The sequence below is a fragment of the Pseudomonas sp. GW821-FHT10C09 genome (assembly GCF_059415465.1).
Genome location: NZ_JBWKNG010000001.1, coordinates 218,571 through 235,366, shown reverse-complemented (window position 1 = coordinate 235,366; position 16,796 = coordinate 218,571). Strand labels below are relative to the sequence as shown.

General features: G+C 57.3%; 23 protein-coding genes. 8 read left to right on the top strand and 15 right to left on the bottom strand.

The window, feature by feature from the left end; all coding sequences use genetic code 11:
• The first annotated feature begins 237 nt into the window (after positions 1–237).
• Positions 238–777 (top strand): EF-hand domain-containing protein, encoded by a 540-nt coding sequence (locus tag AC07N8_RS01025; protein WP_493141916.1) that lies wholly within the window; start codon positions 238–240, stop codon positions 775–777.
• Positions 778–1,498: 721 nt separating this feature from the next.
• Entirely contained in the window at positions 1,499–1,915 is a 417-nt protein-coding gene (locus AC07N8_RS01020) for a hypothetical protein (RefSeq protein WP_493141914.1), read from the top strand.
• A 105-nt stretch (positions 1,916–2,020) separates the two neighbouring features.
• On the opposite strand, the gene AC07N8_RS01015 is transcribed toward AC07N8_RS01020, so the two are convergent.
• Positions 2,021–2,887, bottom strand: a complete 867-nt coding sequence (locus tag AC07N8_RS01015; protein WP_493141912.1) for an NAD(P)H-binding protein — start codon at positions 2,885–2,887, stop codon at positions 2,021–2,023.
• A 180-nt stretch (positions 2,888–3,067) separates the two neighbouring features.
• Between AC07N8_RS01015 and AC07N8_RS01010 the strand changes: the two genes are divergently transcribed.
• Positions 3,068–3,760 (top strand): TetR/AcrR family transcriptional regulator, encoded by a 693-nt coding sequence (locus AC07N8_RS01010; RefSeq protein WP_493141910.1) that lies wholly within the window; start codon positions 3,068–3,070, stop codon positions 3,758–3,760.
• Between the two features lie 5 nt (positions 3,761–3,765).
• Here AC07N8_RS01010 and AC07N8_RS01005 read toward each other — a convergent pair whose 3' ends face one another.
• Both AC07N8_RS01005 and AC07N8_RS01000 read right to left on the bottom strand, forming a co-directional pair.
• Positions 3,766–4,050, bottom strand: coding sequence for a hypothetical protein (locus AC07N8_RS01005; protein WP_483842368.1), 285 nt, complete (start codon positions 4,048–4,050; stop codon positions 3,766–3,768).
• Between the two features lie 309 nt (positions 4,051–4,359).
• The gene (locus AC07N8_RS01000) at positions 4,360–4,590 is read right to left on the bottom strand and encodes a hypothetical protein (RefSeq protein ID WP_007946177.1); all 231 of its coding nucleotides are present in this window, start codon (positions 4,588–4,590) and stop codon (positions 4,360–4,362) included.
• On the opposite strand from AC07N8_RS01000, the gene AC07N8_RS00995 reads away from it, so the two are divergent.
• Positions 4,571–4,984, top strand: a complete 414-nt coding sequence (locus tag AC07N8_RS00995; RefSeq protein ID WP_483842367.1) for a hypothetical protein — start codon at positions 4,571–4,573, stop codon at positions 4,982–4,984. The genes AC07N8_RS01000 and AC07N8_RS00995 overlap by 20 nt on opposite strands.
• Positions 4,985–5,017: 33 nt before the next feature.
• Here the strand turns inward: AC07N8_RS00995 and AC07N8_RS00990 are convergent, their stop codons facing one another.
• From AC07N8_RS00990 to AC07N8_RS00970, 5 genes are all read right to left on the bottom strand, one after another.
• On the bottom strand, positions 5,018–6,058 hold the full coding sequence (locus AC07N8_RS00990) for a DNA topoisomerase IB (RefSeq protein ID WP_483842366.1): 1,041 nt from the start codon (positions 6,056–6,058) through the stop codon (positions 5,018–5,020).
• Positions 6,059–6,135: 77 nt separating this feature from the next.
• Entirely contained in the window at positions 6,136–7,215 is a 1,080-nt protein-coding gene (modC, locus tag AC07N8_RS00985) for a molybdenum ABC transporter ATP-binding protein (protein ID WP_493141906.1), read from the bottom strand.
• A gap of 3 nt (positions 7,216–7,218) precedes the next feature.
• The gene (gene modB, locus AC07N8_RS00980) at positions 7,219–7,899 is read right to left on the bottom strand and encodes a molybdate ABC transporter permease subunit (protein ID WP_483842364.1); all 681 of its coding nucleotides are present in this window, start codon (positions 7,897–7,899) and stop codon (positions 7,219–7,221) included.
• Positions 7,900–8,667, bottom strand: a complete 768-nt coding sequence (modA, locus tag AC07N8_RS00975; RefSeq protein WP_493141904.1) for a molybdate ABC transporter substrate-binding protein — start codon at positions 8,665–8,667, stop codon at positions 7,900–7,902.
• Between the two features lie 145 nt (positions 8,668–8,812).
• Positions 8,813–9,877: an NAD(P)H-dependent flavin oxidoreductase gene (locus AC07N8_RS00970; RefSeq protein ID WP_483842362.1), complete on the bottom strand. Its 1,065-nt coding sequence runs from the start codon at positions 9,875–9,877 to the stop codon at positions 8,813–8,815.
• Between the two features lie 179 nt (positions 9,878–10,056).
• On the opposite strand from AC07N8_RS00970, the gene acuI reads away from it, so the two are divergent.
• Positions 10,057–11,040, top strand: a complete 984-nt coding sequence (gene acuI, locus AC07N8_RS00965) for an acrylyl-CoA reductase (NADPH) (protein ID WP_493141903.1) — start codon at positions 10,057–10,059, stop codon at positions 11,038–11,040.
• Here the strand turns inward: acuI and ada are convergent, their stop codons facing one another.
• The 5 genes from ada to AC07N8_RS00940 all read right to left on the bottom strand — a co-directional run bounded on the left by ada (position 11,041) and on the right by AC07N8_RS00940 (position 14,167).
• Positions 11,041–12,105 (bottom strand): bifunctional DNA-binding transcriptional regulator/O6-methylguanine-DNA methyltransferase Ada, encoded by a 1,065-nt coding sequence (gene ada / locus AC07N8_RS00960; protein ID WP_493141901.1) that lies wholly within the window; start codon positions 12,103–12,105, stop codon positions 11,041–11,043. It abuts the gene before it with no gap.
• 87 nt (positions 12,106–12,192) lie between these two features.
• Positions 12,193–12,858, bottom strand: coding sequence for a DNA oxidative demethylase AlkB (alkB, locus tag AC07N8_RS00955; RefSeq protein ID WP_493141900.1), 666 nt, complete (start codon positions 12,856–12,858; stop codon positions 12,193–12,195).
• A 3-nt stretch (positions 12,859–12,861) separates the two neighbouring features.
• Positions 12,862–13,530: a 2OG-Fe(II) oxygenase gene (locus AC07N8_RS00950; protein ID WP_493141898.1), complete on the bottom strand. Its 669-nt coding sequence runs from the start codon at positions 13,528–13,530 to the stop codon at positions 12,862–12,864.
• Positions 13,531–13,658: 128 nt separating this feature from the next.
• Positions 13,659–13,835: a hypothetical protein gene (locus AC07N8_RS00945; RefSeq protein WP_155953714.1), complete on the bottom strand. Its 177-nt coding sequence runs from the start codon at positions 13,833–13,835 to the stop codon at positions 13,659–13,661.
• A 29-nt stretch (positions 13,836–13,864) separates the two neighbouring features.
• Positions 13,865–14,167: a DUF1883 domain-containing protein gene (locus tag AC07N8_RS00940; protein ID WP_007946189.1), complete on the bottom strand. Its 303-nt coding sequence runs from the start codon at positions 14,165–14,167 to the stop codon at positions 13,865–13,867.
• 212 nt (positions 14,168–14,379) lie between these two features.
• Here AC07N8_RS00940 and AC07N8_RS00935 point away from each other — a divergent pair, with 212 nt between their 5' ends.
• Together AC07N8_RS00935 and AC07N8_RS00930 are read left to right on the top strand one after the other, a co-directional pair.
• Entirely contained in the window at positions 14,380–14,736 is a 357-nt protein-coding gene (locus tag AC07N8_RS00935; protein ID WP_493141896.1) for a hypothetical protein, read from the top strand.
• A 72-nt stretch (positions 14,737–14,808) separates the two neighbouring features.
• A complete protein-coding gene (locus AC07N8_RS00930; protein WP_027922990.1) occupies positions 14,809–15,039 on the top strand; it encodes a hypothetical protein in 231 nt (76 codons plus the stop codon).
• Positions 15,040–15,047: 8 nt separating this feature from the next.
• Here the strand turns inward: AC07N8_RS00930 and AC07N8_RS00925 are convergent, their stop codons facing one another.
• Complete coding sequence (locus tag AC07N8_RS00925; RefSeq protein ID WP_027922991.1) at positions 15,048–15,329, bottom strand: hypothetical protein; 282 nt, start codon at positions 15,327–15,329, stop codon at positions 15,048–15,050.
• A 138-nt stretch (positions 15,330–15,467) separates the two neighbouring features.
• Entirely contained in the window at positions 15,468–15,659 is a 192-nt protein-coding gene (locus AC07N8_RS00920) for an SH3 domain-containing protein (protein WP_123431757.1), read from the bottom strand.
• A 294-nt stretch (positions 15,660–15,953) separates the two neighbouring features.
• On the opposite strand from AC07N8_RS00920, the gene galU reads away from it, so the two are divergent.
• The gene (galU, locus tag AC07N8_RS00915; RefSeq protein ID WP_010460715.1) at positions 15,954–16,793 is read left to right on the top strand and encodes a UTP--glucose-1-phosphate uridylyltransferase GalU; all 840 of its coding nucleotides are present in this window, start codon (positions 15,954–15,956) and stop codon (positions 16,791–16,793) included.
• The last annotated feature ends 3 nt before the right edge of the window (positions 16,794–16,796 follow it).

The following is a 16,796-nucleotide window of genomic DNA, read 5'->3' as shown; positions in this document are numbered from 1 at the left end:
TATTTGAAGAGGTCGTCACTGATTACCTGGAGACGTGCGCCGTAAAACCCCCAATCTTCCAGCAGGCTTTCGGAGTGAAGCGGATGTGAGCGGTTGTCGCATCCATGGTGCACCAATATAAAAAATTATTTTTTACTGCGAATTGATATAGCTATCCTGTTATTTCTAACAGTAGACAACGGTGTGTTAGAGCCCACAATAAGTGAGGTTAAAACATTTTTATAGAGGACTAATAACATGGCCGCCGGTGCGAATCAGCTAACAGAAGAACAGATAGCAGAATTTAAAAAAGTCTTCAGTTATATTGATAAAGATGGTGGTGGCACTATTACTACTAAAGAGCTTGGCAGCGTGCTGGGGTCTTTAGGTCAGAATCCTACCGAAGCAGAACTCCAGGATATGATAGGCGAGTTGGATGTTGATGGTAATGGAAGCCTTGATTTTTCTGAGTTTCTCTCGATGATGGCCGCTAAGATGGAAGGCACTGATTCTGAAGAAGAGATAAGAGAAGTTTTTAGAGTGTTTGACAAGGACGGCAATGGCTTCATTAGCGCGGCAGAACTTCGTCATGTGATGACAAACTTAGGGGGAAGACTTTCCGACGAAGAGATCGAGGAAATGATCAGGGAGGTGGATATCGATAGAAATGGTCAATTGAATTACGAGGAGTTTGTCAGCGAGATGATGTCTGAGGAGTCGTCGTCGCTGGTATGGCGTTACATAAAATCAAAATTAATAATTATCCAAAGCGTACTTGCAATAAAACTTGGCGGTTGATTGTATTGCTCTGTTGATAAAGTTGAGTGTCAGAGAAGGTTCGGAAATAACACGAGTTATCCTCGATCTGCTGATCGTTAGATTCTCAAAATACGGGAAACCTTCGTAAAACATTTCGATACCGAGGGAGATGCATCGAATCACTGCTTAATTTTTCTTAACCTTATTGCGCGTTGCGGCCTAGCGCTTCAACGCGCCGGTGCCCTGTTATCACTCTGCCTGAATCAACTTTCTCCCAACCCACTCCGCAACCTGCGTAACAACGGCGTTTCCGGCACCAAAAGCCTCCGCAAGGTTGGCCGCATCCAGTCCGAGGCAAACCCCATCATCCTCAGACGCTCGCTGCCGCTCAGCCATCTGATCCCATCCGTTCGCGTGAGCGACGAAAGTGGTACAGCCCATAGCGATTTGGGAAGCGGCTTTGTCTGCCAGTAGAGTATTGGCAGCCCAGGCATCCGCGGGCCGTGGCCACTGGATCGATCGAGACGCTGGAGGTATTGCGTCCACTGGCGCGGCGTCAGCCAGGAACTCGAAGGGGGGCATTCGTCGATAACCTGCGACCAGAGTTTGCGGCAGCAGTGGCCGCAGCGTATGTCCTGCATGGAATCGTCCTTGATGCTTCAGTTATTGACGCGAGTTTGTATCCGGAGGGGCTTATGGCCAGAAGACAAGCAGAAACCCGTAAGGAACCTGATACTTCGATCAACGCAAGGTTGAGTCGATGCAGGCGTTGCCGCTTGCTTTGATGCCGACTCGCACGCTTGAGCCTCGTGCACGGCAAATTTTCGAGATGATTATCAGCATGAGGCCATCGACCATGTGGGGAACCTATGACCTGCAATTGGCGACCGACTTGGCCGAGATCAATGCCAGGATCGAATGGACTCAGGAGGTTTTGGCCGTCGAGGGTGACGCACTGACCACTCGCCTCGGAACGCCAATAATCAATTTTAAAATCAAGGGTTTGCGGGCGAAAGCTGATGCAAACCCTTGTTTGTTTCTGGTCCGCAATTTTAGAGATTGCTCCGCAATCACGCTTGAAAACTACTGTGCCCCTAGCGCCCGATCAGCAACCTTGGCGTTATGGACAAGTCGGCTCAGCGCTGCGGCGATGATGACCGACAGCAAAGGCCAGTAGATGAAAATCACTTTCAAGAACACGGCGTCACCTCGCGTGTTACTGCGCCAAGCCAAATCGGCGTCACATCATAGTGCCCACAACATGACAGGATGAGTATTGATCTCATTCGTGATGTTTGCCGTATTTTTTAGCTAAACCTTCGTTCGCCCAAACACCCGAATCCGCGGTGCGCCGCACATAATCGCTGAAGTCCCGGGCGGGCCGGCCCAGTGCGCGCTGGACGCCATCGGCAAGGGGCGTGTTGCGCCCGTCGAGCACTGTGGTGAAGAGGTACAACACTAGGTCGATCAATTCAGCTGGCAGTTGCGCCTGTTCCAACGCCTCTTCATAGGCATTCGGCGGCACAGCGACGAAGCGGATATCGCGGCCGGTCCCTCGGGCGATCTCATCGACCGCCTCGGCAAACGTCAGCGCCCGTGGCCCGGTCAGTTCATAAAGCTGGCCGGAGTGTCCGGGTTGGGTCAGCGCCAGCACAGCAATCTCGGCGATGTCTTCCACGTCGACAAAGGGCTCGGCGATATTGCCGACGGGAAGGGCCAGCTCTCCCTGAATATTCGGCTCCAGAAAATGCGCCTCACTGAAGTTCTGGAAGAACCAGCTGCAGCGCAGGATGGTCCAGTCGACGCCACTGTTCTGTATGACGCGTTCGGCGTCCTCCGCTTCGGCCTCTCCGCGTCCGGACAGCAACACCAGTTTGCCAACGCCGTTTTTCACGGCCAGGTCGGTAAACGCCTGCACCGTTTCGACGGCACCTGGTACGGCGAGGTCCGGTTGATAGGAAATGTATACGGTGTCGATGCCATCAAGCGCTGCCTCCCAGGTGCTGCGATCCTCCCAGTCGAACGGTGGATTGGCGCCGCGAGAGCCCCGGCGCACGGGCAATCCTGCATTTTTCAGACGTTGAGTAATCCTGCTCCCTGTTTTACCGGTCGCACCGAGAATGAGGATGCGGTCTTGAGAGGTCTTCATCGCGTTCATCTCCATCGGGTTAATGTGAGTGATACTCACGTTATAAAGATGATAAACGCTCACGTTATGCCGTCAACTAACGAAAGAGCGGAAACCGACGTACGGCTATACCTATTTGGGTGTGTTGATGGGCGGTGCTAAGGTGAGTGCATGTCATGTTATTGATCGGAGAGCGCGTCAGTGCCGAAGAAAACCACCACAGAGCGCGAGCAGAGGGTTTCAGAGCCGACCCGACGCAACCCCACGCAGCAGCGCAGTCGCGAGCGGCAGGAGCGAATTCTGGCCGTTGCAACGAAGCTGATTGCAACCAAGGGCAGCGATTCGCTGAAGATGAGTGAAATTGCCGAACGCTCGGAGATTTCGATCGGCTCGCTTTATCAGTATTTTCCGGACAAGAGCTCGGTGATCCGCACGCTGGCCGAGCGTTTCAACGCAGAGAGTCGCCGTTGCATAGAAACGGCATTGGTAGCGGTCCAGGATGCGCAAGGGCTGCACGAGGCCTATTCGGACCTGCTGGAGCAGTATTACGACATCGCTCAGGCAGAGCCGGTAATGCGTGATATCTGGTCCGGGATGCAGGCCGACAAGCAATTGCTGGCACTGGAGCTGGAAGAAAGTCGAGTGGCGGGCAGATTGCTGGCGGATGCGATGCTTCGGGTGTTTCCAGGCAGTGATACTCAGCAAGTCGCAGATACGGCTTTTCTGATCTGGCAGCTAGGTGAGGCGACCATGCGTTTGGCCATTACCTGTGCACCGGAAGAGGGGCGGCGATTGTTCGAAGCGTTCAAGCGCATGTCGCTCGCTGAAGTGATGGCGCCCGCTAGCGCGTTGATCAGCAGTGGGTCGAGCGAAGTCGACCCCGCTGTCGAATGAGCCTGCTACACAAAAGGCTGGCCGCTGAAACCACGAGGCAGTCTTTGCAACCCGGCCATGGCGGTTAGCCGTTCGGTCCAGGCTGCGCGCCAGTCATTGGCGGTATGAGTGGCTTTGGCCTTGCGTGCGGCCCGGCGTGTTGCATTGCGTTGATCCTTGCGCGCTTCCTTGTACGCATCAGTGTTTCGGCAGCTTCTGCATTTCACACGGTTCAGTTCTTGAGTGGACGTAAGATTGCTGCCTTTGTGACCGCAGGCCAGATGCCCGCTGACTTTGTAGTGGGTGACCATGGAACGTCTCCTTCGCGACGTGTCATCGTTTGACCCCCCGCAAACGCTAGGGTTCGCTGACAGCCGGATGGGCAAAAAAAAAGGTCTGCATGCGGGCAGACCAAGGTGATTCTTCAAAGGAGTGATTCACTGTAGGGCGCGCGTTGTAAATGCGGCGTGAAAGAAATGTCGCAAAAAAAAGCCCAGCGCCAGGCCGGGTTTGCGGGTGAAACGGCAGACACTCAGACACGCACAATCGCGGTGACGCTAAGGTCGCCGTTCATGCGTCCTGAAACAGGCTCTGTTCTGGCGTCGATTGCCTCGTCCTGATCATCTGAACCGTGGGAGGGGCGGGTCGACAGGTTTTAGCGACGACAGCGTGTTTCGAATCAGGGGAGTGTCTTTCTCGATGTCGTTCAGCCGATCACGAATTCTGAGGGCAGTTGGATGCCCCCCTTGATGATCGACCCAGTCGGCAATTTCCTTGCACGCGGCGGCAAGTCGAGCCTGCCGGGAGTCAAGCAGGGTGAGGAGGGTGGTGATGGACTCTTTTTCGGACATGGAAAACACCTCCGTTGAAGAAACCTGGCAAATGGCAACAAAAAGCCCGCCAGGTGCGAGCTTTCTGCCGTTGGGGTCGCTGCTCCTTCAGCTGTTTTTCAGTATAGACCCGGAACAGACAGGTACCTGTTCATCATCCTTGCCGGGCCATCACTTGCGATGTGGCGTTCAGCCGTTGGCATTCCCGTCTGGCATCGGCTTCCGCGTCAAAGCCGTCACCGATGAAACCCTGCGTGCGAGTGTCGGCGATGCGGTACCAGACCGCGGCGTCGGGTGGCGGGTGACCGGCTTCTCCGGCCCGGCGGCCATGAATGATGATCTTGTTGCAACGTTTCACAACGAAAATGTCTTCCATGGCGTCACCGCAGCTGATTCTTGTTCAGATCAACTATAGAAGTTCTTTGTGATCGTGCAAAAAATAGACAGGTCAGTTCGTCGCTTCAGCGCTGGCGATCATGCGCTCAAGGAACATGGCCATCCCGACTTCCTCTGCCTTGAGCCCTTTACGCAACCTTGGCCGAGGCAACTCAGCCAGAGCGCCGAGCATAAAAGCGTCGAGCACCGCCGGGTGGATGTAGCATTTGCGGCACACCGCGGGCGTGTTGCCTAACTGCCTGGCGACGTTCTTGACCATCTCTACCACATGGCGTTTTGCGTCCGACTCCGGCTCCCACTGCAATTCGCGCAACACCGATAACGCCAGCACACTGCCTGCCCACGTGCGGTAATCCTTGGCGGTGAAATCGGCCCCAGTGAGGGTCTGCAGGTAGGCGTTGACGTCGGCAGAACTGACGGTGTGTCGCTCGCCGTTTTCATCCAGATACTGAAACAGGTTTTGCCCGGGGATTTCCTGGCAACGCTTGATGATGCGGGCCAGGCGTCGGTCTCTCACCGTGATCTGGTGCTCGACGCCACTCTTGCCACGAAACTGGAAGCGGATCGCACTGCCGTTGACTTCAACGTGACGGCTGCGCAACGTCGTTAGGCCGTAGGAACGATTGTCCCGGGCGTACTGCGTGTTGCCGACCCGGATCAGCGTTGCATCAAGCAAGGTAATGACGGTGGCCATGACCTTTTCTCGGCTGAAGCCGGGTGCGGCCAACAGCGTTTCAAGCTGTTTGCGCAGTTTTGGCAGCGCCAGGCCAAAGTCGCGCAGGCGCGAATATTTGTCGGCATCGCGCACTTCGCGCCAGCGCGAGTGGTAGCGGTATTGCTTGCGACCGCGAGCGTCGCGGCCGGTGGCTTGCAGATGGCCGCGCGGGTCGGCGCAGATCCACACATCCGTGTAGGCCGGCGGCACGGCGAGGGCGTTGAGGCGTTTGATTTCGTCCGGATCGGTAATGCGCTGGCCCGCCGGATCGAAATAACAGAATTTGCCACGCAGCAGCTTTCGGCTGATTCCGGGCTGCGTGTCATCGACATAGTGCAGGTCGGGCGGCAGTACATCGGGCAGTGCGATATCGGACATGGCGAGTCAACCTCGACAACAAATCAGGAGTCAGTACAGCCATTGACCGCACTCATTTGTCGTTGGTGCCAAAAGACTCAGGCCAGCACCGCCACCGCTTTGATTTGTGCCCAGAGTTGCTGGCCGGGGTGCACGCCCAACTGATCCCGGGAGTAACGGGTGATACGCGACAGCAATGGCGTGCCAGCGGCGTTCAGGCGGATCAGCACATGGGCAGCGTTGTCGGCACTGATTTCACTGATCACGGTCACCGGCAGGCGATTGAGGATGCTGCTTTGCTCGACGCTGCGCAGGCTCAGGCTCACATCGCGCGCCTGCACCTTGCAACGCAGTGTCTGGCCCAGGGGCATGGGCGCATGGGCGACGCGAATGCCCAGATCGGTCTCGGGCAACTGCAAGGTCAGCAACTGATAGTGCGCGTCATACGCGCTGACATGCCCCTCGATCACCACGCCCGCGTCGTCGCCCATCGCCAGCGGCAGGTCGAGACGGGCGAGGGTTTCGCCGATAGGACCGCTGGCCAGCGCCTTGCCTTCGCTCAGCAAGACGATGTGGTCGGCCAGCCGTGCGACCTCATCCTGCGAGTGACTGACGTACAGCACCGGGATGTCCAGCTCATCGTGCAGGCGTTGCAGGTAAGGCAGGATTTCGTTTTTGCGCTGACTGTCCAGCGCCGCCAGCGGTTCATCCATCAGCAGCAGTTTCGGGCTGGTAAGTAGCGCGCGGGCGATGCCGACGCGCTGCCGCTCGCCGCCGGAAAGGTGCTGCGGGTGACGCTCCAGCAGATGCCCGATCCCCAGCAGTTCCGTGGCATGGTCCATGTCGACCCGGCGCTGCTGTTTCGGGATGCGCTTGAGGCCGAATTGCAAATTCGCCAGTACCGACAGATGCGGAAACAGACTGGCTTCCTGGAAGACATAACCCAGCGCACGTTTATGCGGTGGTACGAAAATCTTCTTTTCGCTGTCTTGCCAGACCTCATCGTTGACCTGGATAAAACCCTGTTGAGCCTTTTCCAGTCCGGCGATGCAGCGCAGGCAGGTGGTTTTTCCCGAACCCGAATGTCCGTACAGCGCGGTCACGCCACGACCGGGCAATTGCAGGTCCACGTCCAGGGCGAACCCGGAATAGCTCAGTTGCAGACGCATATCGATCATCGATCAGCTCCAGCCCGCTTTGGTTTTACGGCTGGAGTAGAGCGCCAGCAACACTGCAAAAGAGAACACCAGCATCGCCCCGGCCAGCCAATGGGCCTGGGCGTATTCCATGGCTTCGACGTGATCGTAGATCTGAACCGACACCACACGCGTCTTGTCCGGAATGTTGCCGCCGATCATCAAGACCACGCCGAACTCGCCGACGGTGTGGGCGAAGCCGAGAATCGCCGCCGTGACAAAACCCGGTCGTGCGAGCGGCAAGATCACGCTGAAGAAGGTGTCCCACGGATTGGCGCGTAAGGTCGCGGCGACTTCCAAGGGGCGAGTGCCAATGGCGGAAAAGGCGTTTTGCAGCGGTTGAACCACGAACGGCATCGAATACAGCACCGAGCCAACGACCAACCCCGCAAAACTGAAGGTCAGGGTGCCCAGCCCCAGCGATTGGGTGAACTGACCGACAAAGCCGTGAGGCCCTAGCGCCAGCAACAGATAAAAGCCAATCACCGTGGGCGGCAGGACCAGGGGCAGGGCGACGATCGCCCCGACCGGACCGCGCAACCAGGAGCGGGTGCGCGACAGCCACAACGCAATCGGAGTGCCGATGACCAACAGGATGGCCGTCGTCAGGGACGCCAGTTTGAGGGTCAACCAGATGGCGGAGAAATCGGCACTCGTCAGCGTCATTTAGAGTTGGTAACCGTAGGATTTGATGACAGCAGCGGCTTTCGGCCCCTTGAGGTAATCAACCAGTGCCTTGGCGGCCGGGTTGTCCTTGCCTTTGTTGAGGATCACCGCGTCTTGTTTGATCGGGTCATGCATGTCAGCTGGAACGATCCATGCCGAACCGCCGGTGACTTTGCCGTCTTTATAAATCTGCGACAAGGCTACAAAGCCCAGTTCGGCGTTGCCGGTGGAGACGAATTGATAGGCCTGGCTGATGTTCTGGCCTTCAACGATTTTGTCCTTGACCTTGTCGGTCAGGCCCAGCTTGTTCAGTACCTGAGTTGCGGCCAGACCATAAGGCGCGGTTTTGGGGTTGGCGATGGACAGGTGTGTGTATTCGTTCTTTTTCAGCACGTCACCCTTGGCATCGACGTAACCGTCTTTGGCGGACCACAAAGCGAGGGTGCCAATGGCGTAGGTGAAGCGCGAACCCTTGACGGCATCGCCTTCCTTCTCGAGTTTTTCAGGTGTGGTGTCGTCGGCCGAGAGGAACACTTCGAATGGCGCGCCATTCTTGATCTGGGTGTAGAACTGGCCGGTGGCACCATACGCCGCGACCAGTTTGTGCCCGGTGTCTTTCTCGAAATCGGCAGCGATCACCTGGATAGGGGCTGTGAAGTTGGCCGCGACAGCGACCTGGACTTCGTCCGCGTGTGCGGAGCCTAAAGCGAACACGGCGATCAGGCTGGCAAGGCAAGTAGGGGCAAAACGTGAGGCACGAATGGTCATGAAACGGCTCCGTTATAGGCGAATGCAGCAAGGGGTGAAACGCTATATAGCAGAATATATAGCGAAATGCCTTCAAACGGAATGTGTTGGTTTATGAGGTTATGTGGAACTGTAGCAACTGACGCAGTTGCTACAGGGGTTGGGCTTATCGACGCAATAGCTTGGCCAAAGCTTCATCCGCCAGGCGTCGGGTCAATTCTGCTGTGGTCATTTCAGTGCTCAACCGGAACGCTTGCCCGGCCCAGAGGTTGCTGAAATCCGCTTCATCCTTGGCTCGCAGCGGCATCAGCGCACCGCCGGCGAGTGGGAATTTCGGCGCCTTATCGCTGATCGGGCCGATCTCACGCATCACCCGATTGAGAATGCCGCGTGCCGGGCGGCCGGTGAAAAGGTTGGTGACGGCGGTCTCGCTTTCTTTGGCCGTGCGCAATGCTTTGTAGTGAGACGCGCTGACCTTGGCTTCTGGCGTAAACAAATAAGCCGTGCCCACCTGCACTGCCGAAGCACCCAACATAAAGGCTGCTGCAACGCCGCGCGCATCACTGATCCCCCCGGCGGCGATGACTGGCACTTTCACTGCATCGACAATCTGCGGCACCAAGGCAAGTGTCCCCACTTGGCTGCTCAGGTCGTCACTGAGGAACATCCCGCGATGACCGCCGGCCTCGTAACCCATGGCGATGATCGCGTCACAGCCGTGCTGTTCCAGCCAGATGGCTTCTTCCACCGTAGTGGCCGAGGAGAGAATTTTTGCGCCGGTGGCTTTTACCCGGTCCAGCAGGGATTTTTCCGGCAGGCCGAAGTGAAAACTGACTACGTCAGGGCGAAACTCTTCGACGACCTCGCACGCCGCAACATCGAACGGGGCCCGGTTTGAAACCGGTGTCGGCGCATCGAAATCGGCGCCCAGTTCCCGGTAGTAAGGTTCCAGCAAGTTCTTCCAGTCCCGGGCGCGTTGCTCGTCAGGGGCCGGAGGTTGATGGCAGAAATAGTTGATGTTGAACGGGCGCTGGCTGTGTTGGCGAATCGTCTTCAGTTCTTCGCGCAATTGCTCGATGGTCAGCAATGCAGCAGGCATCGAGCCCAGGCCGCCAGCGTTACTCGCGGCGATGACCATGGCCGACCCATTGGCCCCGGCCATGGGGGCCTGGATGATCGGCAGTTCGATCCCGAGCAGGTCAAGAATGCGGGTGTCTGGCCATTGGCTCATTTCAATGATTCTCCGACGTCAAACAGGGCAGGGACGGTAGAGCCGTTTTTTTACCAGCTATCACGGGTGAAAGGCCAGTCGACTTTTGGCTGCTCTGGCTTAAAGTCTTGTATGGCGAGATGTTTCCATGTGGTATTTCATCGGTTCCATTACCAGATTGATTCCATTGAGAGGCGACGATGTTCAAGGGTATTTTGATCGACAAAGACGACAGCGGTTATCGGGCCACACTGCAAGAGATCAATGACGATCAACTGCCCGAAGGTGATGTGACGGTACGCGTGGCGTACAGCACACTGAACTTCAAGGATGGCTTGGCCATCACCGGCAGCAGCCCTGTGGTGCGAAAATTCCCACTGGTGCCAGGGATCGATCTGGCAGGCACGGTTGAAACCAGCGACCACCCGGACTACAAGGCTGGTGATCAAGTGGTCCTCAATGGCTGGGGCGTGGGCGAAGGGCATTGGGGTGGATTAGCGCAGAAGGCGCGTCTGAACGGTGACTGGCTGATCCCGTTACCAAAGGAATTTACGGCGGCCCAAGCCATGGCCATCGGCACTGCCGGCTACACGGCCATGCTGAGCATCCTGGCGCTGGAACATAACGGCGTGACGCCCGACCAAGGCGAAGTGCTGGTCACCGGTGCCAACGGCGGTGTAGGCAGTTTCGCCATCGCATTGCTGAGCAAGCTGGGTTACCGCGTCGTCGCTTCCACCGGTCGCACCTCCGAACACGATTACCTGAAACAGCTGGGCGCCAGCGAAATCATCGACCGCGCCACCTTGTCAGAACCCGGCAAACCGTTGGCCAAGGAGCGTTGGGCGGCGGTGATTGACTCGGTCGGCAGCCACACCTTGGCCAATGCCTGCGCCAGCACCAAGGCCAACGGCACGGTAGCGGCGTGTGGTCTGGCGCAAGGCATGGACTTCCCGGCCTCGGTCGCTCCCTTCATTCTGCGCGGCGTGACCTTGGCCGGTATCAATAGCGTGACCCAGCCCAAGGCCAAGCGAGTACTGGCCTGGAATCGACTGGCCAAGGATCTGGACTTCGCGCTGCTGCCGCTGATCAGTCATGAAATCGGTTTGAGCGAAGCCATCGATGCCGCGCCGCGCCTGCTCGCCGGGCAATTGCGCGGGCGGGTGGTGGTCGATGTGAATCGCTGATCAGCGCGTCTCGCGTTCCAGCAACAGCCGCTTGCGCTCAACCCCCCAGCGATAGCCCGACAGGTTGCCGTCGCTACGCACCACACGGTGGCAAGGGATCGCCACCGCCAGACTGTTCGCGCCGCACGCCTGGGCCACGGCGCGCACAGCTTTGGGCGACCCGATGCGTTGGGCGATCTCGGCATAGCTCGCGGTGCGGCCGGCGGGAATCTCGCGCAAGGCTTGCCAGACACGCTCCTGGAACGCTGTACCGCGCACGTCCAGCGGCAAATCCAGGCCAATGGCTGGCGCTTCGATAAACCCTACGACCTGGGCAATCAGTTGCTCGAACTCATGATCGGCACCGATCAAGTTGGCACGCCGAAACTTGTCCTGCAGATCACAGACCAGTTGATGCGGATCATCCCCCAGCAGAATCGCACACACCCCGCGTTCACTTTGCGCCACCAGAATGGCCCCCAGGGAGCACTGGCCGACGGCAAAGCGGATGTCGTTGTTTTGCCCGGCAGCACGATAGTCGCCCGGCTTCATGCCGAGCAGGTTATCGGCTGCTTCATAGAAACGACTGTTGGAATTGAAACCAGCGTCGTACAAGGCGTCGGTGACCGAGCCACCATCCGCCAGACGATCACGCACCTTGCGCGAGCGATGGGCCGAGGCGTAACCCTTGGGCGTCAGTCCGGTGACGGCTTTGAACACTCGATGGAAGTGGAAGCTGCTGAGGCCCGCTGCGTCCGCCAGTTCATTGAGCGGCGGCAGATTTTCGGCGGATTCGATGTGCCGGCAGGCCGCGGCCACGGTGGCCGCGTGCTGGGCTGCGACATCACTTTGGTCTTTTGCCGCCCGTTTGCTGGGACGATATCCCGCCGCCTGGGCTTGCTGCGGCGTGTCGAAAAACTCGACGTTCTGCGGATTCGGCAAGCGCGCCAGGCTGCTGGGGCGGCAATAGATGCCGGTGGTTTTAACCGCGTAGACAAACTGCCCGTCTGCAGCTGGATCGCGTGCAACCACGGCGGCCCAACGAGGATCGATTTCGGTAGCGGTTTTAGTCGAATGAGTTGTCATGTCTGTAGTTCCATTAACCCGTTTCATTCAGATTAATCAGGCGGGAGTGGCGTGGCACTCCGGGTCTTGCGGTCAAATTCGAGACGTTCATCCGGCGGTGCGAAAGGTGAAGTTGATCCGTTGTTCACCCAGCGTCGGATGATGCCCGTCCTTGATCGGCAGTACGCCGTGATAACGCAAACGATCGACGCCACCCCAGACCACAATATCGCCATGCAAAAGCGGCACGCGCTGGCTTTTATCACTTCGTTCAAAACCGCCAAACAGGAACGTCGCCGGCAACCCCAGTGAGACCGACACGATCGGCGCTGCGTAGGAACCTTCGTCTTTATCCTGGTGCAAAGACATCTTCGCGCCGGGGACATAGCGGTTGATCAGGCAGGAATCGGGAACAAAATCCGCAAATCCCGCTTCACGTGCCGCCGCTTGCGCCAGCTCGAAAAACACATCAGGCATCTTCGGCCAGGGTTGCCCGGTCTGCGGGTCATTGCGCGTGTATTTGTAGCCGCTTCGGTCAGTGGTCCAGCCAAGAGCGCCGCAACTGCTCAAGGCCACGGACATGGTAAAGCCGCCGGGAGTGACCATCTGCCGAAACGGCGCGAGCGCCAAAACACCCTCCAGCGCAGTCAGTAAAGAATCCAGCCAGGGCAAGGCAAAGCCGCGCAAGACGCAGGCTTGCTCACCGAGTTGCTCGCGTTTGGGCGGCTGCTCGGCTTCTGTATCGGCAAACAAATCCAGGGTGAAGGGGCTCATGGCTCATAACGCATCGTGAAAGATGATTCCAAGGGTATGCCGTTTTCCACTGTGCAGGCGACTTACGCCATGGCGCATGTTGACGCGGTAATAGCCGCGAACACCTTTGACCGGGCGCTGGCTGACGGCAAAGATCAAGGCGTCGCCTTTCTTCAGGTCCATGACCAAAGGGCGTGACTGCATGCGCGGGCGCTGTTCGGTCAGCACGAATTCACCGCCGGTGAAATCTTCGTCGGGTGCTGACAGAAGAATCGCCACTTGCAACGGGAAGACATGTTCGCCGTACAGGTCCTGGTGCAGGCAGTTGTAGTCCTGCGGGCCATATTGCAGCAACAACGGTGTTGGGCGTTCCTGACCGGCGGCATGGCAGCGCTGTAAAAAGTCTTCGTGCTTGGCGGGAAAGCGCGTTGGCAGGCCCATGCATTCGTGCCAGCGATTGGCAATCGGCACGAGGCTCGGGTAAAGCTCGCTGCGCAGGCGCGCGACGGGGGCCGGCAGAGGGTATTTGAAGTATTTGTACTCGCCACGGCCAAAGCCGTGACGAGCCATGATCACCTGTGAACGAAAAAGCCCAGGCTGCGCGTAAAAGGCGCTGATCTCGTCGCAGGCTTTGGCATTCAGGAGCGATCGGATAATGGCGCAGCCATCCTGATCGAGTTGTTGCTCCAGCATGTTCTGACTCCTTAACCCAAGGTTGAGGTGGCCAGTCTAGGCAGCGGGGGCGGGGCGAACACTCCGGCGCTTGCGGTCAAACTTCAGGCACGGGAGCCGACATCCCTGTGGTCGCTCCGGGGGGGCTGTTACAGCGCTTTGCTGACGCTGATCTCGCTGATGACATCGTCGCTCTGGCCATGAATGGCATCGAGCGCGGCCTTGGCTTCTTCGGCGGTGCCGTTTTCGAGCTGGGCAAACTCGAAGCGGCGCTCGCCGTTGAGTTTGTATTTGATGACGTACTTGGTCGTTTGAGCCACGGTCATACCTGCCTTGTTTCGTGTGCGGACGTTGCTCAGCTCAGTTTCGTGCTGGAGCGACGGATGATCTTGATCGAGTGAGTCAGGGTCGGCTTGCGGGTCACGCTGATCGGCCGGCGGTTGACCGTGTCGATGGTGATGTTCCAGAAACCGGTGCTCGGCGCGGTAATCCGGGCCGGGAAAGTATCGAACGCGCCGCCGTGGTAGGTGTGACGACCGCCATTCTTGAAGCTGCGGAAGTTGGCGTCGTTCATCAAGCGGATGTTGCACGTTTGGGAGCACTGGATGACGACGATGTCGTCTTCATTGAGGTGCTCGCGCTGGTGGATAAATTTCATGAGGCGCCTCCAGAAGGGCTTTTTCTACAAAATCAAAACGATAGCATGGGCGATTGGCGCAGTTTATCAGCCCGGACAGGTTATTATCGGGTCGTCAGGGTTCGGTTTGACAATTAAAAACAGTAATTCGGAATTCTGTGAGCGATAAAAGTGGTGCGCCTCGGAGAAAATCAGCATTTGTGCTGTCCGAGGGTCTTTATCGGAGGTTTTGTATGAAGTGGGGTGTGTTAGTCCTGCCGTTGGCGTTGGTCGTAGGTGGTTGCGCGAATGTTTCGGAGATCAACGAGACGCTGCCGACCATGAGTGTGATCTCAGGCAAGAAGCCCCATGAGTACGCGCAGTGCCTGGTGGAGCAATTGGCTGATAGCCGTGGCGCTTTGCAAGTCGAGCCGCACAAAGACGGGATGCGCGTGATCGTTCCGGCGAAGTTCTCGTCGGCCCCGGCAGCCGTTTTTGATATTGAAGAGCGCTCCAACGGCAGCAGCATCAAGCTGCATGAGCGGATGTCCAATGTGCCGGTGCGCCCCAAGGATGTGCAGAAAGCCGCGAACACCTGTATTTCCGGCTGATAGACTGGCGACAATCTACATCGATGCCGTCAAGGCTGTGCTTTGACGGCATTGTCATTTCTGGAGTCAGGCATGAAGCGAGAGCAGGTTCGGGAGCGGCATGCAGAGGGTCATATCTCTGCCACCCATGTGATTCAGAATCCGGCGAATCCTGGGGAGTGGATCGTGTTTTTCAAGAAAAGCGCCGGGCGCAGTTATTTTCTGGTGGACGATAACGACGAAGTCGAATCTTTCAGTCGTCTCGACGACTTGATCGAGACCGTGCGCGGTCTCGGGATCAAGTTTGCTGAAATTCACATGTAGCGTCGGCCTTATTTGCAGACCACCAGGACGCTGCGGTTCTTGAAGTTGCCAACGTCGACGCCAAGGGTCTTGTCGCTCTCCTTGGTTGACGGCGTGCCGTCGGTCCCGACAATGCGATAGCCGGTGCCAGCGCAGGAGGCATCGGCTTTTTCATAGCAGGTGGCCCACGAGTTGGCTTCGCCGGAGCAGTCGATCGCCAGCCCCTGTTCACCGTTTTTCAGGTATGCCGTTTCCGAGGTGGCGCAGCCGCTCAGGGCCAATACTGCAATCAGAGGCAAAAATTTAGTCATGTCGTTGTCGTCGTCAGGATGATGGGGCTAAGCCTGTGACAGCGCTGGCATCAAAAGGTTATAGCGAAGGGCCACTTCTTTGCAGATGGCCACAAAAAAGCCCTGCGCAAAGCAGGGCTTGGTCAAAACCGGTTCTGATCAAGTCTTGTCTTTACCACGGCGTTTGGCGGGTGCCGGGTGTTCCAGCTCCAATACGGATGCCACCTCAATCGCCAGCTTCTCGGTAGGGAACGGTCCGGTGATGGTCTCGGTGCCGCCGAAGTTCTCTATCCACCATTGGCCGTCTTTCTGTTTGATCAGGAACCCGTTGACGCTTTTTACTTCCGACATCTATCTGCCTCGTTGGCTGGTTCAATTGCGCCATGATAACGCCAAATGCACCCAGAGAGTGCTGATGGGCGTATGGTGGTGCGATTGCATGTCTGGTGGGATCGCCCGTGCAGGTTCCGGGTTATCTGCTATCTATTAGAAGCTGTCGAAGGATCTGTGCAGCGAAATGCGGAACTATCCGCGAGAATATTTCTCTATGTTGGCATCGGTTAGCCAGTGCGGGGCATTGTAAGGTGCACGCCGCCTGATTAGACTGCGCCGAAACTCGTACACACAGCCCTTTCAAGGACTTATATGATCAAGAAATGCTTGTTCCCAGCAGCCGGTTACGGTACTCGCTTCCTGCCAGCGACTAAAGCCATGCCCAAAGAAATGCTGCCGGTGGTAAACAAGCCACTGATCCAGTACGGCGTCGAAGAAGCTCTGGACGCTGGTTTGACCGAAATTTCCATCGTTACCGGTCGCGGCAAACGCGCCCTGGAAGACCACTTCGATATCAGCTACGAGTTGGAAAACCAGATCAAGGGCACCGACAAAGAGAAATACCTGGTCGGTATCCGCAAGTTGCTCGACAACTGCTCGTTCTCCTACACCCGTCAGACTGAAATGAAAGGCCTGGGTCACGCGATCCTGACCGGTCGCCCACTGATCGGTGACGAGCCGTTCGCTGTGGTGCTGGCGGATGACTTGTGTGTAAACCTAGAAGGTGACGGCGTTCTGACCCAGATGGTCAAGCTGTACAAGCAGTTCCGCTGCTCGATCGTCGCCATCCAGGAAGTCGACCCGCAAGAAACTCACAAGTACGGTGTTATTGCCGGTGAGATGATCCGCGATGATATCTACCGCGTTCACAGCATGGTCGAGAAACCAAAGCCGGAAGATGCACCGTCGAACCTGGCGATCATCGGTCGCTACATCCTGACCCCGGATATCTTCGACCTGATCGAACAAACCGAGCCAGGCAAGGGGGGTGAAATCCAGATCACCGACGCCCTGATGAAACAAGCCCAGAACGGCTGTGTGATGGCCTACAAGTTCAAAGGCAAGCGTTTCGACTGCGGTGGCGCTGAAGGCTACATCGACGCGACCAACTTCTGCTTCGAGAACTTCTACAAGACTGGCAAGGCTTACTGATAG

Excerpts from the sequence above, each read along its gene's own strand:
- ada (WP_493141901.1), bottom strand. The coding sequence starts at position 12,105 with ATGACAACTCATTCGACTAAAACCGCTACCGAAATCGATCCTCGTTGG.
- AC07N8_RS00925 (WP_027922991.1), bottom strand. The coding sequence starts at position 15,329 with ATGACTAAATTTTTGCCTCTGATTGCAGTATTGGCCCTGAGCGGCTGC.
- AC07N8_RS00920 (WP_123431757.1), bottom strand. The coding sequence starts at position 15,659 with ATGTCGGAAGTAAAAAGCGTCAACGGGTTCCTGATCAAACAGAAAGAC.
- AC07N8_RS01015 (WP_493141912.1), bottom strand. The coding sequence starts at position 2,887 with ATGAAGACCTCTCAAGACCGCATCCTCATTCTCGGTGCGACCGGTAAA.
- AC07N8_RS00930 (WP_027922990.1), top strand. The coding sequence starts at position 14,809 with ATGAAGCGAGAGCAGGTTCGGGAGCGGCATGCAGAGGGTCATATCTCT.
- modC (WP_493141906.1), bottom strand. The coding sequence starts at position 7,215 with ATGATCGATATGCGTCTGCAACTGAGCTATTCCGGGTTCGCCCTGGAC.
- AC07N8_RS00945 (WP_155953714.1), bottom strand. The coding sequence starts at position 13,835 with ATGACCGTGGCTCAAACGACCAAGTACGTCATCAAATACAAACTCAAC.
- AC07N8_RS00940 (WP_007946189.1), bottom strand. The coding sequence starts at position 14,167 with ATGAAATTTATCCACCAGCGCGAGCACCTCAATGAAGACGACATCGTC.
- AC07N8_RS01005 (WP_483842368.1), bottom strand. The coding sequence starts at position 4,050 with ATGGTCACCCACTACAAAGTCAGCGGGCATCTGGCCTGCGGTCACAAA.
- AC07N8_RS00970 (WP_483842362.1), bottom strand. The coding sequence starts at position 9,877 with ATGAGCCAATGGCCAGACACCCGCATTCTTGACCTGCTCGGGATCGAA.
- AC07N8_RS00995 (WP_483842367.1), top strand. The coding sequence starts at position 4,571 with ATGGACTCTTTTTCGGACATGGAAAACACCTCCGTTGAAGAAACCTGG.
- modA (WP_493141904.1), bottom strand. The coding sequence starts at position 8,667 with ATGACCATTCGTGCCTCACGTTTTGCCCCTACTTGCCTTGCCAGCCTG.
- AC07N8_RS01000 (WP_007946177.1), bottom strand. The coding sequence starts at position 4,590 with ATGTCCGAAAAAGAGTCCATCACCACCCTCCTCACCCTGCTTGACTCC.
- acuI (WP_493141903.1), top strand. The coding sequence starts at position 10,057 with ATGTTCAAGGGTATTTTGATCGACAAAGACGACAGCGGTTATCGGGCC.
- AC07N8_RS00990 (WP_483842366.1), bottom strand. The coding sequence starts at position 6,058 with ATGTCCGATATCGCACTGCCCGATGTACTGCCGCCCGACCTGCACTAT.
- AC07N8_RS00950 (WP_493141898.1), bottom strand. The coding sequence starts at position 13,530 with ATGCTGGAGCAACAACTCGATCAGGATGGCTGCGCCATTATCCGATCG.
- AC07N8_RS00935 (WP_493141896.1), top strand. The coding sequence starts at position 14,380 with ATGAAGTGGGGTGTGTTAGTCCTGCCGTTGGCGTTGGTCGTAGGTGGT.
- alkB (WP_493141900.1), bottom strand. The coding sequence starts at position 12,858 with ATGAGCCCCTTCACCCTGGATTTGTTTGCCGATACAGAAGCCGAGCAG.
- galU (WP_010460715.1), top strand. The coding sequence starts at position 15,954 with ATGATCAAGAAATGCTTGTTCCCAGCAGCCGGTTACGGTACTCGCTTC.
- modB (WP_483842364.1), bottom strand. The coding sequence starts at position 7,899 with ATGACGCTGACGAGTGCCGATTTCTCCGCCATCTGGTTGACCCTCAAA.
- AC07N8_RS01025 (WP_493141916.1), top strand. The coding sequence starts at position 238 with ATGGCCGCCGGTGCGAATCAGCTAACAGAAGAACAGATAGCAGAATTT.
- AC07N8_RS01020 (WP_493141914.1), top strand. The coding sequence starts at position 1,499 with ATGCAGGCGTTGCCGCTTGCTTTGATGCCGACTCGCACGCTTGAGCCT.